The organism is Serratia sp. Ser99 (genome assembly GCF_024519545.1).
In the GTDB taxonomy this organism is placed as follows: Bacteria; Pseudomonadota; Gammaproteobacteria; order Enterobacterales; family Enterobacteriaceae; genus Serratia; species Serratia liquefaciens.
Window position 1 is genome coordinate 384,289 of the sequence record NZ_JALJRT010000004.1, and the last position, 14,845, is coordinate 399,133.

The 14,845-nt window shown below is 52.1% G+C and carries 13 protein-coding genes and 2 tRNA genes; 5 read left to right on the forward strand and 10 right to left on the reverse strand.

The window, feature by feature from the left end:
- Positions 1-46: 46 nt before the first annotated feature.
- From NR114_RS11605 to NR114_RS11615, 3 genes are all read right to left on the reverse strand, one after another.
- Positions 47-1,069 carry a DUF1254 domain-containing protein gene (locus tag NR114_RS11605; RefSeq protein ID WP_115058534.1) on the reverse strand — a complete coding sequence of 341 codons (1,023 nt, stop codon included), beginning with the start codon at positions 1,067-1,069 and terminating at the stop codon, positions 47-49.
- 331 nt (positions 1,070-1,400) lie between these two features.
- Entirely contained in the window at positions 1,401-2,381 is a 981-nt protein-coding gene (locus tag NR114_RS11610; RefSeq protein WP_041414736.1) for an AraC family transcriptional regulator, read from the reverse strand.
- A gap of 270 nt (positions 2,382-2,651) precedes the next feature.
- Positions 2,652-3,338, reverse strand: coding sequence for a cysteine hydrolase family protein (locus NR114_RS11615; protein WP_256813518.1), 687 nt, complete (start codon positions 3,336-3,338; stop codon positions 2,652-2,654).
- A gap of 162 nt (positions 3,339-3,500) precedes the next feature.
- On the opposite strand from NR114_RS11615, the gene NR114_RS11620 reads away from it, so the two are divergent.
- Positions 3,501-4,463 carry a GlxA family transcriptional regulator gene (locus tag NR114_RS11620; protein WP_256813517.1) on the forward strand — a complete coding sequence of 321 codons (963 nt, stop codon included), beginning with the start codon at positions 3,501-3,503 and terminating at the stop codon, positions 4,461-4,463.
- A gap of 85 nt (positions 4,464-4,548) precedes the next feature.
- Here the strand turns inward: NR114_RS11620 and NR114_RS11625 are convergent.
- Positions 4,549-4,638, reverse strand: a tRNA-Ser gene (locus tag NR114_RS11625).
- Between the two features lie 92 nt (positions 4,639-4,730).
- Here NR114_RS11625 and mtfA point away from each other — a divergent pair.
- Both mtfA and NR114_RS11635 read left to right on the forward strand, forming a co-directional pair.
- Positions 4,731-5,519 (forward strand): DgsA anti-repressor MtfA, encoded by a 789-nt coding sequence (mtfA, locus tag NR114_RS11630; RefSeq protein ID WP_130016389.1) that lies wholly within the window; start codon positions 4,731-4,733, stop codon positions 5,517-5,519.
- A 101-nt stretch (positions 5,520-5,620) separates the two neighbouring features.
- Positions 5,621-5,696 (forward strand) — tRNA-Asn (locus NR114_RS11635).
- 198 nt (positions 5,697-5,894) lie between these two features.
- Here the strand turns inward: NR114_RS11635 and NR114_RS11640 are convergent.
- Positions 5,895-6,512: a dTMP kinase gene (locus NR114_RS11640; protein WP_197821115.1), complete on the reverse strand. Its 618-nt coding sequence runs from the start codon at positions 6,510-6,512 to the stop codon at positions 5,895-5,897.
- A 408-nt stretch (positions 6,513-6,920) separates the two neighbouring features.
- The gene (locus tag NR114_RS11645; protein ID WP_234531077.1) at positions 6,921-7,838 is read right to left on the reverse strand and encodes a LysR family transcriptional regulator; all 918 of its coding nucleotides are present in this window, start codon (positions 7,836-7,838) and stop codon (positions 6,921-6,923) included.
- A 103-nt stretch (positions 7,839-7,941) separates the two neighbouring features.
- Between NR114_RS11645 and NR114_RS11650 the strand changes: the two genes are divergently transcribed.
- Positions 7,942-9,138, forward strand: coding sequence for an MFS transporter (locus NR114_RS11650; RefSeq protein WP_256813515.1), 1,197 nt, complete (start codon positions 7,942-7,944; stop codon positions 9,136-9,138).
- Between the two features lie 97 nt (positions 9,139-9,235).
- On the opposite strand, the gene NR114_RS11655 is transcribed toward NR114_RS11650, so the two are convergent.
- From NR114_RS11655 to NR114_RS11665, 3 genes are all read right to left on the reverse strand, one after another.
- The gene (locus NR114_RS11655; RefSeq protein ID WP_071888909.1) at positions 9,236-9,610 is read right to left on the reverse strand and encodes a cell envelope integrity TolA C-terminal domain-containing protein; all 375 of its coding nucleotides are present in this window, start codon (positions 9,608-9,610) and stop codon (positions 9,236-9,238) included.
- A 333-nt stretch (positions 9,611-9,943) separates the two neighbouring features.
- The gene (locus NR114_RS11660; RefSeq protein WP_041415494.1) at positions 9,944-11,137 is read right to left on the reverse strand and encodes an MFS transporter; all 1,194 of its coding nucleotides are present in this window, start codon (positions 11,135-11,137) and stop codon (positions 9,944-9,946) included.
- Positions 11,138-11,280: 143 nt separating this feature from the next.
- Positions 11,281-12,417, reverse strand: a complete 1,137-nt coding sequence (locus NR114_RS11665) for an alpha/beta hydrolase (protein ID WP_234530960.1) — start codon at positions 12,415-12,417, stop codon at positions 11,281-11,283.
- Between the two features lie 174 nt (positions 12,418-12,591).
- On the opposite strand from NR114_RS11665, the gene NR114_RS11670 reads away from it, so the two are divergent.
- The gene (locus NR114_RS11670; protein WP_020827655.1) at positions 12,592-13,476 is read left to right on the forward strand and encodes a LysR family transcriptional regulator; all 885 of its coding nucleotides are present in this window, start codon (positions 12,592-12,594) and stop codon (positions 13,474-13,476) included.
- Between the two features lie 204 nt (positions 13,477-13,680).
- Here NR114_RS11670 and NR114_RS11675 read toward each other — a convergent pair whose 3' ends face one another.
- Positions 13,681-14,721, reverse strand: a complete 1,041-nt coding sequence (locus NR114_RS11675) for a LacI family DNA-binding transcriptional regulator (protein ID WP_256813513.1) — start codon at positions 14,719-14,721, stop codon at positions 13,681-13,683.
- Positions 14,722-14,845 lie beyond the last annotated feature (124 nt).

Genomic DNA, 14,845 nt, shown 5'->3' on the forward strand with positions numbered 1-14,845 from the left:
TTATTTTCGACCATGCAAGCTGGCCGCCTCGACTAAATAAAACGGATCACTGCGGCTGTGGGAAATGCCATTTACCGTTAAGAATTTCGTTACCAGGCTGATAAAGCCTGACGGTATAATTCCAGCCTGGCATTGTCGGCAAACAGTTGGCAATCTTGCCGTCGCAACCCCCAAATTGGATCATAATCGAGCCATCATCACTTTTTTTAGCGGTGAGGTTATTTAACGAATAAGCATCATAGGGGTTCTTTTCAAAATAACCGGCGGCGTTATAAACGCTCACGGACCAGAAACTTTTAACCGGAACCTGCCCGACCTTGAGCCGATAAACGGTTTTCCCATCATTCTTCGGCATCACGCCGCCGAGATAGATGGCGTCCTTGCTCGGATTGCCGCCCCAGCCGGAAGCTGTGGCAATCAAATGCTGAATAGGATCAACCGAGCTCTTGGTACCAAAAGCCTGGTTATAGTTAGGGAGCGTAGCACCGAGTACCAACAGGGCATCGCGCATCTTTTTCTGACTCACCGGATCCCATTTCGGTACGACGAATTCCCCTGCCCGTGCCTGACTGACCTTGATGGCATCCTGCAGTACATGTACCTGCTCAAGGTCTTTGCGATCGGAGGGATCGACCAGCGTACGGATCGCGACAAAAACATAGCGAGTACCGACCGCATCTTTGGTTAAAGTACGGCTGCCGGCGCCGTAAAAGACGGCGGGTACGTAGTGATCTTCATTGACCACCAGCATCGACATGAATCTTTTACCCGCTTCAGGCAAGCTGATGGTGACCGGGCCGGCATCAAGATCGAATACCGCACTCGAATAAAGCGTATCCCGATTCATGCGGATGACACTTTGCGCGTCAATGGCAACGGGTTCGCGACTATGCACAAACCGTCCCAGACCGCCCTCCTTCACCATATTGCCCATATAGAGATCGGACTCGGCACGGATAAAATTATCGACGCCCACCGGCATCACTTCGCCCGCGACGGATTGAGCGTTCGCACTTGCCAATGTTGCCAATGTGAGTGCGACCACGCTGGCCGTGGATAGATAAGTCATGTAACCCCCCTGATGGTATGAATTAATACAGTTTCCCAATGCCAATCCTTTCTTATTTTGCGATCTCTGAACACATCGCCAGCGACGCTAGGAATTGTCTTAGCGGACTGTATAAGAACGCCTCGAAAGAGACTTGCCATTTGACGCCAAAGATAAAGCCAGCAGGCATAAGGGACGCAAAATACAGGGGAGATGGGCTTTATTGTTGCTGAGCGTTATCGATTGGGAGAAATTGCTGGTGACGCAAAGCACCCAGAGTCGGATGACCCCAGGAGGCATTAAAATGAGGGAGAAATCTTTGGCGTGTTTGTGGCTGCGAGGAAGTTGACGCTCACCCTTTCTTTGAGGCTGAGCGGTAAAACGACGGTGTGCTTCCGGTCCAGCGTTTAAAAGCGCGAGTAAAGTGCGCCTGATCGCTGTAACCGACCATATAGGCAATTTCGGTCGCCGAGTATTTGCCGCTGGCCATGAGCTGCAGAGCTTCGCAGCGACGCGTTTCATCACGCAGGGCTTCGAATTCGACACCGCAATACTTGAGACGACGCTGCAGGGTTCTCGGTGACAGCCTGATGCTTTTGGAAATAACGGTAAGTTTAGGCTGCTCCGGATCGGCGATCCGCTTGATTAACGCGCCTGCCGTTTCAACCGTTGTCCGCAAGGCTTCGGTAGTTTTCCAAGCCTCATCACGGATATTTTTCAGCGGGATCTCGAGCAAATCGCGGTCGAACTCAATCATGTTGTAGTTCGAATTCATCACCAGATTCGGCCCCAGGCACTCTTCAAGCGCGTCGTCCCCTCTTTCCCTCGAGGACTTGATGTGAACACGGATGGAAGAAGGCTCGCCGGACATCAGCGGGACTTTTCTGAGCACCGCCAAACTGCCGAGGATAAATTGCCTCGGATCGGCTTCATATTGCCCGGTGAATTGGTGGATAAGTTTCGTCGTGCGGCCTTCGGTGACAATGTTTACTTCTCCCCCCTGATGCAGCATGGCCGCGTGGGTTGCCGCCAGCGCACAGGCCTGGGCGATATTCGTTGAGTTCATGATCATTTCGCCCCAAACGCCAAGCGAGCGAATTTCGGTCAGGTGCCCCACATAGGCGCCACCAAAAGGATCCTGCGTGATGGCAGCCATTTCATTGGCAATACGAAAACAGGCCGATCGCGGGATCCAGATATCGGGGTTTTGGAAAATGTTTGGGGAAATGCCAAGGCGTTGAAAGAACTCCAACGACGATACCCCTCGCATGGCCAGATAAGGGGCCATCTGGAGAAAACTTCTCAGCTTGATGGAAGGCGTAATATTCGTCATCGGCGTTCGCACCTGTTATTAAGGCCTACGAAGAGAAACTGTTTGAGCGCACAGAGCAGCGTCGGAGCAAAAACATTGCCCAACCCAGGCTTCTGATCGCGGCGTTATGTACGACGGATAACCAATTTTGAGGAGTATATCTGACCTTGGAGAAAAAACTATATCTTCGCGTAACGCGTTTCATTCGTAGTCCCCCAGCTCCATTCCCCTCCCGCGCAGAAGCCGCAATGCCGCTGTCTGTTTGAGCACAGCGGCACTCCATTAAGCCGCTCAATTCACCGGCAGCGCCAATACCTGATCGGTGGTTTTGATTTCGGCAAACACATCGGCTACCCCGGCCAGCGCGGCACGTTGCAGCACGGCGTGGTCGACAATTTGGTTGTCCCAGGTAGCCAGATCGCGGGTGGCGGTGGCATCTTCAGGAATAATCACCGTATACCCCAGCGGTACCGCGTCGCGCGCCGTTGATGAAACACACATATGGGTCATCAAACCGCCGATCACCAGCTGCTTGATACCGGCCTGCTTAAGTTGACGATCCAGATCGGTACCGACAAACGAGCTGGGGGTGGCTTTGGTAATAACACGATCGCTGCCAGAGGGCTGCAGGTCAGGATGGAATTCGGCGAACTTGCTCCCTTCGGCAAACAGAGGGCCATTCGCCGGGCCAAGATGACGCACAAAAAACACCGGCATCTTATGCTGATGGGCGAAACTGACTAAGCGCTGCGTATTTTTCAACGCCTTAACGCCGTCGGGGATCGGCATTTTGCCTATAAAATATTCATTTTGATAATCAATCACTAACAGCGCCGTGGCATTGGCTGATAAAGATTGCGTTGGCTGGGCACCACTCAGGGTACGAATGGTCGGTGCGGCTGGCGTGTCGGCGGAAAAAGCCAGGCTGGAAGCCACCATCGAGAGCGTCAATGCGCTGCAAGCCATCAGTTTTTTCATTCTCATTTATCCTTGTTAGAGCAGAAAACAGCAGGCAATATCCTGCCAGGGTCGGGATAAATTCTGTGGGTTTTGGGGGCGTGATAACAGATAGCGCAACACCCAAAAGCGATACCATCAGGCCAAATTTCCTGCCGGCGTTTAACCATCAAAGGAAGCCGTATGTCGCCACTTAAAGTGGGTATCGTGGTTTTTAACAATATCATCCCGTTTCACCTTTCGGTCCCCTGCGCGGTCTTTGAGAAGGCGTTAAACGGCAAAGATGAACCGGCGTATCAATTATTGATTTGCGCCACTGAGCCTGGGCCATTGAAAACCAACGCCGGCTTCTCGATTATCGCGGAGTATGGGCTGGCGGCGCTGGCACAAACCGATATGGTGATAGTGCCGAGCTGGAGCGATCCCGAAGTTCTGCCACCGAGACCGTTAATCGATGCCTTGCTCAGTGCCCATGCGCGCGGTGCTACTCTGGTTGGGTTGTGCATGGGGGCGTTTGTTCTGGCGGCAGCCGGGCTGCTCAATGGACGACCGGCAACCACCCATTGGCGCTGGATGTCGGACTTCCTGCAGCGCTATCCGCAGGTCTCCGTAGACAAGAACGTGCTGTACGTGGATAACGACGATATCGTCACTTCGGCAGGAACCGCCGCCAGCATCGACTGCTGCCTGCATCTGGTACGCAAGCGTTGTGGCGCAGAGACAGCCAATGCAGTAGCCCGGCAGTTGGTGGTGCCGCCGCATCGACAAGGGGGCCAGGCGCAGTTTATCGAGCAGCCGGTGTATAACACCGCCGGAGGGGACAGATTTATGCAAACGCTGAATTGGGCGACAGAAAATCTGCAGCAGCCGCTGACGCTGGACCAACTGGCGGAAAGAGCCTGCATGAGCCGCCGCAGCTTTACCCGCCGTTTTCAGCAAACCACCGGCACCAGCGTGATGCAGTGGCTGTTGAACCAACGACTGGCGATGGCGCAGCGCTTCCTGGAGAAAACTGACCAGCCGGTTGAACGCATCGCACAGGCTGCAGGTTTCGCCACTGCGCTGTCAATGCGCAGGCATTTTCAACGGCAGTTCAAAACGTCCCCGTCCTTATATCGCAAGGAGTTTCGGGTGACGGATCATTAAGAATAACGGCAGCGGTGTTTTTTTATCGCGTGAGGACGGGTGAGGCGTGGATCACAGACAAAATCATCTGTAAGTGATTGAATAATGGCGGAGAGAGGGGGATTTGAACCCCCGGTAGAGTTGCCCCTACTCCAGTTTTCGAGACTGGTCCGTTCAGCCGCTCCGGCATCTCTCCTTCAAGTGCTTGCTATCATGCCCCTTTTTGCGGCATTTTTACAGAGTTAGCCTCCAGCCGAATGTTCAAGTGACGATTTTACGAGCAACGCGATGATTAAATGGCCGTGGAAAACGCAACAACCGCAGGCGGAAACGCTTGCCCAGTGGCAAGACGCGCTGGCAATCCCTCTGCTTTCTCCTTTGGATGAGCAGGAACAACAGCGGCTGATTGCCGTTGCCGGGCAGATTTTACAGCAAAAAAGCATCGTCCCCTTGCAGGGGCTGCAGTTGACGTCACAGATGCAGGCACGCATCGCCCTGCTGTTCGCCCTGCCGGTGCTTGAGCTGGGTGCCGAATGCCTCGACGGTTTCAATGAGATCCTGCTCTACCCGACGCCCTTTGTGGTAGAGGACGAATGGCAGGACGACTTCGGCCTGGTGCACACCGGGCCGGTGGTGCAGTCCGGTCAAAGCTGGGAACAGGGGCCGATCGTGCTTAACTGGCAGGACGTGCAGGACTCGTTTGATCTTTCCGGCTTTAACCTGGTGATCCACGAAGCCGTCCACAAGCTGGATATGCGCAACGGCGGCAGCGCCACCGGTGTGCCCCCTCTTCCGCTGCGCGACATTGCCGCCTGGGAACATGACTTGCACGCAGCAATGGAAAATCTGCAGGACGAGATCGACATGGTGGGCGAAGAAGCCGCCAGCATGGACGCTTACGCCGCCACCGATCCGGCCGAGTGCTTCGCCGTACTGTCGGAGTATTTTTTCAGCGCACCCGAGCTGTTGGCCAACCGCTTTCCAGCGCTGTACCAACATTTCACCCGCTTCTATAAGCAGGATCCGCTGGCGCGTTTACAACGGCTTCAGGCCGATACCGGTACGGAACTGCCTTAAGTCGGCCGCATTGCTCAGATGCTGAGCAGTCACACCGAATCGGCGAATTTAGCGTTGACACACTCCAGGTGGCTGGATATGATGCGCCCCGTTCAGACAATTCCTCTGTAGTTCAGTCGGTAGAACGGCGGACTGTTAATCCGTATGTCACTGGTTCGAGTCCAGTCAGAGGAGCCATATTAGAGAAGCCCGCTTAAGGAAACTTAAGCGGGCTTTTTGCTGTTCGGGATTACTGAATCTTTGACAGAATCCGATTTTATCCATAACGATGCCGCGTTAACGGTGTTCAGTGCTTTCGGCCAGGAAGCACTATAGCTTTTCTGAGGCTCACACAGAGTTGAAGAGTAGCGTAAGCTCTGCCCGCCAAACCGATGGCTATGGGCATCCAGACACTTTGTAGATCTCAGTAATCACCTGCATCGTTGCGTCTTCGAGCAGGCCTTCATTACGGCATAAAAACCAGCCGTGGTTTGCAATTTCTCGCTCGAACGCATGGGTACAAGCAACATGCTCTTCCAGCTTATGAATCACCGTACTGCTTAGCCCACGCGGCCGAGCCGCCGCTCTCGCCCATGAGATCTCAGGCGCAGTAACAACCCCGACATGCAGGTCTGGCGCTCGCACGTTTCGTTCAATGTTGAGCTGTAAAATCTCGGCAAATGGAAGCATCCGACGAAACGCGGCATCCGAGGGATACCAGCGATCCATCAAGATAATGCTGTCCGGTGGCTGTTTAGTCAGCACATGCTGGGAAATCCATGCACGGCTCTCCGCAAAGCGCGCACAGACCTCCAGTTCCAAATCCACAGTGGGATTTCTGGCGAGTTTGTTAACAAGGGCCATGGTTTCCGCCCTGTAGGGATCGCTTTTTTTCTCACAAAGTCGGATCACCTTCTTGTTGTCTGCCCTTAGTCTTTTCGTAATGGCTTCCAACAGTGTGGTTTTACCGGCGCCCTTGGGCCCATCCAGAGCAACAAACAGCTGACGACTCATTCTGCAAATGACGATTGATAAACGGTTTTAGTAAAGCTTGAATCTGGCAAAAACATCTTACTTCCTTGGTATGAATAGCTGCCCTCCCTCTTGGTTCGTCGGGGCACCTGGCACGTCAGCGCGAATCGGATCGAGGGATTCTATCAACAGACACCGATGAACATTCCGGCAATGGCGCTAACTCACCCGTTTAAAAACCCAGAATTACGGCCGTGCATGGTCATAGCCCATAGGTTGTGACCTGCGCGAGGTAGTTTAAGGGATCCGCTGACAAAACGGAAAGCATCCCCCGCCAAGACTGTTTTTAAAGCAGACAGACGTTGATGTGCAGCTTTGAGGGGAAGCAGGCGTTCTGTGTTTTGAGGCTCATTGCGCCAACGGGGCTCTCTGTGACTATTCAATGCTGCCTTATGTTGCGAAGGATATGTTACTCAATTTCTGATGCATGAAATCAATGAGCGCTCTTGTTTTAGCGGGTAAGTAACGCCGATCTGAATAAAGTGCGAACAATTGCAATGGGGCTGCCGATTGTTCAAAATCAATCTCGATTAACCGTCCATCGTTGATGTAGGGTTGGCAGGCTTGTTTCGATAGAATGGCAAAGCCGACACCTGATATCGCCGCTCGTCCAGCCATCTCTCCGCTGTTTACCCGATAATGGCTTTTGACCTTAATAGTCTCGAATCCCCCCTTGTTATTAACAAACTGCCAGGGAGCACCTTTCAGTGCACTTACCGTTGTAATACAGGGTAATTCTTTAAATTGCTGTATACGCGAAGGGGTGCCATAACGCTCAATGACGGAGGGGGCTGCAACGATGCTGCAAGGGATAGTCACCAGATGACGGGCTATATAGTCACTGTCGTCCATCTGACCACGGCTGACAATGATAGCTAAATCCAGATCATCTCGCAGGGATTCAAAACCGGACAAATTTGTGACGCAGCTGATCTCCAGATCCGGGTACAGGCAGGCAAAATCGGCAACAACAGAACCCAGCAATGCAGGACCTATTTCATTGGGAATACAGATGCGTAATGGACCCTTGAGTTGCATTTGCCGCAAGGTTAATTCTGTCTCAGTTTGCTCAAGCGCCTCCAGTAATGGCTTCGCTCGGGTATAGAGCAAGTGCCCCGCCTGGGTGAGTTTCATATGTCGGGTGCTGCGCTCAATGAGCTGAAGATTCAGTTTTTCTTCTAACTGAGAAATACAACGACTCACATTGGATGTCGGCATTTCGAGGACTTTCGCTGCCCCAACAAAACTTTCTCTTTCAACCACAGCAATGAGCACTTTGAGGGTATTAAAATCAAGAGCAGACCGCATTAATTATCCCACATATGATAATAATAAATGCCATTTTTACCATCTAATGAGCACTATTGATAGCAGTTAAACTCGGATATCTTTCATCTATAGGTCGCTTGCTATGCTACTGCTCTCAAAGCCATTTAATCATAAAACCCTCATACGGATAGCTATTGTAATGGCTTTTATCCAGTTCACTAATGCACTGGAATATATGATGTTCAACCCTGTTTTTGCTTTTATGGCAGCAGATTTCTCAGTTCCTGTATCATTCTCAGGCTATGTATCTGGTATGTACACATCAGGGGCAGTCCTGTCGGGAATTATCGCCTTTTACTGGATTGGTGGTTTCAATAAGAAACGTTTTTTAATCGCCAATATGGCACTACTCGGCCTGCTGACACTTTTGACTACATTCACCTCCAATTTTAGTCTTCTGCTTACATTACGATTCTGTGCAGGATTGGTTGGAGGTACGACTATGGGGGTGGGTATCAGTATATTGATAAATCACGCACCGACTAACTTGCGCGGAAAAATGTTGGCAACGGTGATTGCGTCATTTTCGATGGTAAGCATTGTAGGAATGCCCACTATATTATTTTTGTGCACTCATTATGGTTGGCATGTCGCTTTGTGGTTAATCAGCACACTGTGTTTTTTGGCATTACCACTGATTGTCTCCATCATCCCTAAAGACCCAGTCTATTTCGACACACACCACGCGCTGCCTCTCGATGCGGATACTTTACTGTTTGCTTCCAGTAATGCGCTGGTACAGTTTAGTCCAATGCTGGTCATTCCCATTCTGGTACCATTAATGACACAGCAATTGGGCGCTTCTCAAGACCTGTTGCCTTGGCTGTTCTTCGGCGGAGGTGTTACAGGGTACCTGTCTACAAAAATGACAGGCGCGTTAACCTCCCGTGTTTCTACTTTGATTCTGGCTACAGGGTCAACCATCGTCTTTATACTGAGCTTGCTAATACCCATCCTTGGCTATCCGCATGCGGCGCTATTTATCACTTTGTTTCTCGGCGCATCTTACAGTCGCCTGGTTTCATCTTCGGCGGTTACGATTCAGTTTCCTGATGACGGGCATCGAGCGGGATTCTCTTCATTACAGACATCAATAATGTATCTGATTGCAACTGTCGCATTTTTCCTGTCCGCTTTTCTATTACCTGATCAAGGCATGACGCCACAAAATATAAACACGTTGCTGGCGATATGTGCAATTTCCGCATCAGGGTTCCCAATTATCGTTATCATTCTGCAAAAGAAACTGGCTAAACGCACGCTCCAACCTGATCATTGATTAGCATAATGTCCGCTGTTGGCACGCGGCAGACAAACACGTGACGCTGAAGGTCTGGTGAGAGCGAGGAGCGGACATTTAGATGATCATTATGTGGTTAACCACGCATATCGAAGCCGGATTTTTGAAAATCTCGATATAGCTCCGGGTTGGTGAAGACTGGGAATTTTGCATTTTGGGCCGCTGATTTTACCGCCTCGCAATATGCTTTATCGCCGTTACTAGTTGATATGTTTGAAGCCGAGCCATCCTGTTCAAATTCTATATGCAACCGGCATTTCCTTCCCTTCCACTTTTCTGGCTCAACAAGTTTGGCATTAACTGCAGCCCTGATTGCACGCGCTTGCGCGCCCCATTCATCCTGATCATCCCAGCGGCCAGAACTGCAACTTCCCGTCGCCGTAGTCTTATGGCAGCCGGAAGGATGTAACGGCACGCACCCCGTAGCAAGGCTGCCCACAACTACCAGCATAACGATTTTATTTACTGTTTCAGACGCTCCCACTTATTGCTCCAAATTCACCTAAATATCAATAGAACAGGAATATTATTCAGACATTCCTGGCACCTTTTCAACCAGTATTTATCTATATCAACTGGATGTTTCAAATGCGTCTTCTGAGCATGTAGAGGGGGCTAATAAGCTGTGATTGTTCCCTAATGATTAGTACAACCGGTTTTTACCTCCGCCCAGGTACCAAACGGTCTGGCCCGAGGGACATGGCGTCTGCTATGAGCGAGAGCAGACATTCGGCTCTCTGCCATATCCCATGACAAAGAGCACGCCAGAAATAAATGGATTATGCTAGTACGCTTTACTGCTTTGACGGGATGTGACAAATGTCATCGCGACCGCCCCCAGAAGTAAAAAACCACTCAAACCAAAAGTACTTCGCCATCCCAGACTGTCGAATATCAGACCTCCAGCCGTTGAACCAAGCGCAATCGAGAACTGGATCACCGCAACCATGAGACCACCACCCGCCTCTGCATCTTCGGGCAACGCCCGTGCAATCCACGTCCACCATCCCGTTGGCGCAGCCGTCGCCAGCAGCCCCCACAGGCTTAGCAAAATGGCAACAGCCCAGATGCTGTGTCCAACCAACAGTAACGTGCCGGCAGTCGCTGCCATAAGCAGGGGGATCATGATTAAGGTCTGATAAAACCTGGCGTTCAGGAACGTCGATACAAACATTGTACCGACAAAACCTGCTACGCCTATTGCGAGCAAAATCAGAGAGAGCCCGGAAGGACCTACGCGGGCTACGGTCTCAAGAAAGGGACGCACGTAGGTAAATAAGGCAAATTGTCCCATGAAAAACAGTCCGCAGGCCATCAGTCCCGTTGGTACGATAGAAACTCTGAACAGACGAAGCACAGATCTCTGTGGCTTTTGTTTTTTATCGATATCCATCATAGGTAGGCTGACCCATAGCCATATGAACGCGGCCATCGCAAGGGGGACGAGGCACAAAAAGGCCCCACGCCAACCGACGGTCGTCCCCAGGTAGCTACCAAGTGGGGCAGCCACAACGGTAGCCAGCGCGTTGCCGCCGTTAAAAATCGCCAGCGCGCGGGTAACCTGGTGCTGCGGCACGAGCCGAATGGCAGTTGCAGCCGACATTGACCAGAATCCACCGATGACGACGCCAATCAGAGCCCTCCCCAGCATATAAACCGGATAGTTAGGCGCCATGGCGATAACTATTCCCGATATGGCCATTAAGACCGTCAGCCCCAGCAGAAGATATTTTCGATTCAGATCTCCGGCAACATGGGAGATAGTCAGGCTGGTCAGTACCGCCAGCGCGCCAGATATGGCAATTCCTTGCCCTGCCAACCCTTCAGTAATGTGTAAATCACTGGCAATGAGCGTAAGCAGACTGACCGGCATAAACTCGGAAGCGATCAGCACAAACACGCAAAGCGTCATGGCAAATACGCCCCCCCAGTATGCATCTGTTTTATTGGGTGATTTTTTCAGACTTACTATGGACATTATCAGCATCTCTTTATATCACCCCGGCGAGATACAGCCGCAGCCGGGACAGACGTTATTCAGAGAATAACGACAAAAACGTGGTTGAGAATGAAGTGCGGGCGATGAACAGTCGCCTGCAAATATCAGACGGCTTCAGGCCATTATCTTAAGTTTGTTTTGAAAAAGTGCTCAAATTTAGCAAACGGGATCTTACCCGCAACGTTGTCGTACAGATCGACGTGGTTTGCCCCAGGGACAATCACTAACTCTTTCTCTTTGCTGCCGATCGCCTTAAAGGCATCTTCAGCAAAATAGCGTGAATGGGCTTTTTCGCCGGTCACGATGAGTGTAGGGATAGTGACTTCATTCGCATAACTCAGCAGCGGCATACTCATAAATGACAGCGGCATGGTTGCATTCCAGGCACCGGTTGAGTTGACCGAACGCGGATGAAAACCGCGAGGCATGCGATAATAATCGAAGAACTCTTTCAGAACAGGATTGGGATTGGCGGGTAACGTTTCCGGCAAAATACGATCCGACGCACTGACGTTGCCCTTCTCATCCACATAGATATCATGCCCGCCGGGCGCGAAAGTACCATTTTCCGCATCCTTCCAGCGCTGGGCGTTCAGGTATTGCAGAACGGCACGGCGATCGGCGGTGGTATAACGGTCTTTGCCATCGCCCACGCCATGCCCCATCGCGCGGCTCATGTCATACATCACGCTGGTCGCCACCGCTTTGACGCGGGTATCCATCACGGCGTCGTTTAAGGCCATGCCGCCCCAGCCGCAAATACCTAGCAGCCCGATACGATGGCGATCCACCTCATTTTGCAGGCCTAAGAAATCAACCGCCGCGCTGAAATCCTCGGTGTTGATATCGGGAGACGCGACATTGCGCGGGTAGCCACCGCTCTCGCCCGTATAAGAAGGGTCGAACGCCAGGGTAACAAACCCCTGTTCCGCCAGCGTCTGCGCATACAGGCCGCTGGACTGCTCTTTCACCGCACCGAAGGGGCCGCTGACGGCAATAGCCGACAGCTTACGTTCGCCACGATCCTTCGGCATGTAGAGATCTCCGACCAAGGTGATCCCGTAGCGGTTCAGAAAGGTCACTTTACGGTGATCAACTTTCGTGCTTTCAGCAAAGCTTTTATCCCATTTAACGATCAGCGAAACAGGCGCGTTAGGATTAGTTGTATCGGCATAACTCATATTTGTGACTCCACTTAATGATGCGCATAGCAGCATGGCGGGTATCGCGGCTGTCAGTTTTTTGGTGAAAGCAGTCATCAAAATTCCCTCATAAAACGTAATAGATACAGGTGTCATACGGACAGCGCTGCTGTGCTTTGCTGCTAATGCGCACATTATAGTTAGCAGTAATAGTGCTGATTAGGGGGTGAAAAATGCTAAGATTAATACCATTTCGTTCTAAATATTAACGCCGGTAGCGTGGGAGGGATGATGGCTAAACGGGGAAACTATAACGATTTATACCTGTTCATGCAGGTGGTGCGGGAAGGGAGTTTTACCGCCGCGGCACAACGCCTTGGCCTGGCACAATCAGGAATCAGCCGCTCTGTACGCGAACTTGAAGAACGACTGGGCGTTCAACTTCTGGTGCGCACCACGCGCAGATTATCGCTTACCCATGCCGGTGAACAACTCTACCGGACCCTTGAGTCAGGATTCGATGCTTTAGATATGGGGCTCGCCACGCTGGCCAATTATCGCCAGTCCCTATCAGGTACGGTACGCATCAATGCCAGTCAGCACGCGATTGATAAGGTGCTCCTGCCGAAGCTTGCGATATTTAAGCAGCACTACCCCGACATCCGACTGGAACTCATTAGTGAAAGCCGATTTGTCGATATTATCGCTGAGCGATTCGATGCCGGTGTACGTCTGGGGCCAGAAGTTGGGAGTGGCATGATTGCTGTTCGTATTTCCCCTGACATGGAGATGACCATTGTCGGTACGCCAGATCACTTTCGTCGCTATGGCTTTCCGCAAGTCCCCGCAGATTTAGTTGTTCATCCCTGTATAGCTTATCAGTTCGGCGACGGCAGCCTGTACGCATGGGAACTTAATCAGGGCGGCAAAAAAATCACTCATCGGCCGCAGGGTCAATGGGCGTTTTCTGACAGCTATATGGAAGCCAAAGCCGCCAGGCTGAGCTTGGGGCTGGCTTATGTCCCGGAAGAGTTAGTGTCAGACGATTTAGAACAGGGTTCACTCATCAGAGTTTTACAACGCTACAGTCAGCGACTGGAGGGCTCATTTCTCTATTATCCGCACCGCAATGTGTCGCCCGCTCTGCGAGCAGTTATCGATACATTGAGAATTTAGGGGATGAAGATAAGGTTACACGCAGGCTGGGGTAAGAGTTGGAAAACAGCACCCGCTCCAGGCACAAAGCAGACTGTCAGAGCCCTTTGAATACGATCCCACTTCGCGCAAACTTTTTGAGGCTCGTTCTAGCTACCCTTCGCTTGCAGAGAACATTGTAGAACGATCGACAGATGACAAGCCCGAATGGGTAACGGGTTTGTGTCAGGCACCGCGAATGGTGCCGCGCCAGACGAAATCGGCATGATACAGCCGGGTTTCACCCGGTATCTCCTGGCCCAGCGTCGGCATCGTATTCGCTTCCTTCAGCTCTTCCGCCATCAGCCAGGAAACCGCATCCTGAGCAAATAACGCCACCGGCTGGGTAAAGGTGGTGAGGTTATAAGAGGACCACGCCGCCTGCGGAATATCGTCGTAGCCCGCGACGCATAGATCTTGCGGAATGCGTAGCCCAAAACGATGGCGCGCCTCGTCCATAAAACCGCAGGCCAGCAAATCGGTGACGCAGAATACCGCATCAGGGCGTTCACGCCGGGTCAGCAAGCGGTGCGCCAGGATCTGGCCGCTCTCATAAGAGGTGGTGCCAAAACGCTCGACGCTCACCTCCAGCCCCGCAGCTTCCGCCGCCTGCAGAAAACCGCGCTCACGCGCCATCAGGCTTGGCGTACCGGCCAATGAGTTGGCGAAAGCAATGCGTCGGCAGCCCGCACGGGCAAACGCCATCACCACCCTGCCGGCAGCCTCTTCGTTATCCAGCCGAATGCTGAGCGAGCCGGGCAAGGTATCGTTACGGTTGATCAGCACCAACCGCTGTCCGTGTTTGTGGCACAGGCGGGCGATGCCGCTGTCCGGCATGCCGGAGAGCACAAAAGAAGCATCTGCGCGGAAGTTAATCGCCTGCTGCAATGCCTGGGACACGCTGTCATCGGAGCGATCGGTGTTAATCAACATGGCGATTTTTCCCGCATCCTGCAGATGCTGGGTCAGCAATCGCACCAGGCTGGCCCGATAAGGCGTCGCCAGCTCCGAAACAATCAGGCAGACAATGCCACTGCGGTTGCGCACCAGTCCCCGCGCCAAATGATTAACGTGATAACCCAGCTCTTCGGCCGCTCGCATCACCCTTTCGCGGGTTGTCGCCGACACGCTTGCGCCGGGCGTATAAGTCCGCGAGACCGCCGAACGGGAGACCCCGGCCAGTTCCGCTACGTCTTTCGCACTGATCATCGCCTTGTCCATCGCCATCTTCACTTCCATCCGTTACGCGCTCTGAGAAAAGTTTGCCGCATTTTGCAAAGCTGTGCAAATTTTTAGCGGTCAATTTGTTTCATTTTTGTGACGAGTAGGTTGAATTGTTTCATCACGCGAT

Coding starts and splice junctions, on each gene's coding strand:
- NR114_RS11605 (WP_115058534.1), bottom strand. CDS start 1,069: ATGACTTATCTATCCACGGCCAGCGTGGTCGCACTCACATTGGCAACA.
- NR114_RS11610 (WP_041414736.1), bottom strand. CDS start 2,381: ATGACGAATATTACGCCTTCCATCAAGCTGAGAAGTTTTCTCCAGATG.
- NR114_RS11615 (WP_256813518.1), bottom strand. CDS start 3,338: ATGAAAAAACTGATGGCTTGCAGCGCATTGACGCTCTCGATGGTGGCT.
- NR114_RS11620 (WP_256813517.1), top strand. CDS start 3,501: ATGTCGCCACTTAAAGTGGGTATCGTGGTTTTTAACAATATCATCCCG.
- mtfA (WP_130016389.1), top strand. CDS start 4,731: ATGATTAAATGGCCGTGGAAAACGCAACAACCGCAGGCGGAAACGCTT.
- NR114_RS11640 (WP_197821115.1), bottom strand. CDS start 6,512: ATGAGTCGTCAGCTGTTTGTTGCTCTGGATGGGCCCAAGGGCGCCGGT.
- NR114_RS11645 (WP_234531077.1), bottom strand. CDS start 7,838: ATGCGGTCTGCTCTTGATTTTAATACCCTCAAAGTGCTCATTGCTGTG.
- NR114_RS11650 (WP_256813515.1), top strand. CDS start 7,942: ATGCTACTGCTCTCAAAGCCATTTAATCATAAAACCCTCATACGGATA.
- NR114_RS11655 (WP_071888909.1), bottom strand. CDS start 9,610: ATGCTGGTAGTTGTGGGCAGCCTTGCTACGGGGTGCGTGCCGTTACAT.
- NR114_RS11660 (WP_041415494.1), bottom strand. CDS start 11,137: ATGTCCATAGTAAGTCTGAAAAAATCACCCAATAAAACAGATGCATAC.
- NR114_RS11665 (WP_234530960.1), bottom strand. CDS start 12,417: ATGACTGCTTTCACCAAAAAACTGACAGCCGCGATACCCGCCATGCTG.
- NR114_RS11670 (WP_020827655.1), top strand. CDS start 12,592: ATGGCTAAACGGGGAAACTATAACGATTTATACCTGTTCATGCAGGTG.
- NR114_RS11675 (WP_256813513.1), bottom strand. CDS start 14,721: ATGGCGATGGACAAGGCGATGATCAGTGCGAAAGACGTAGCGGAACTG.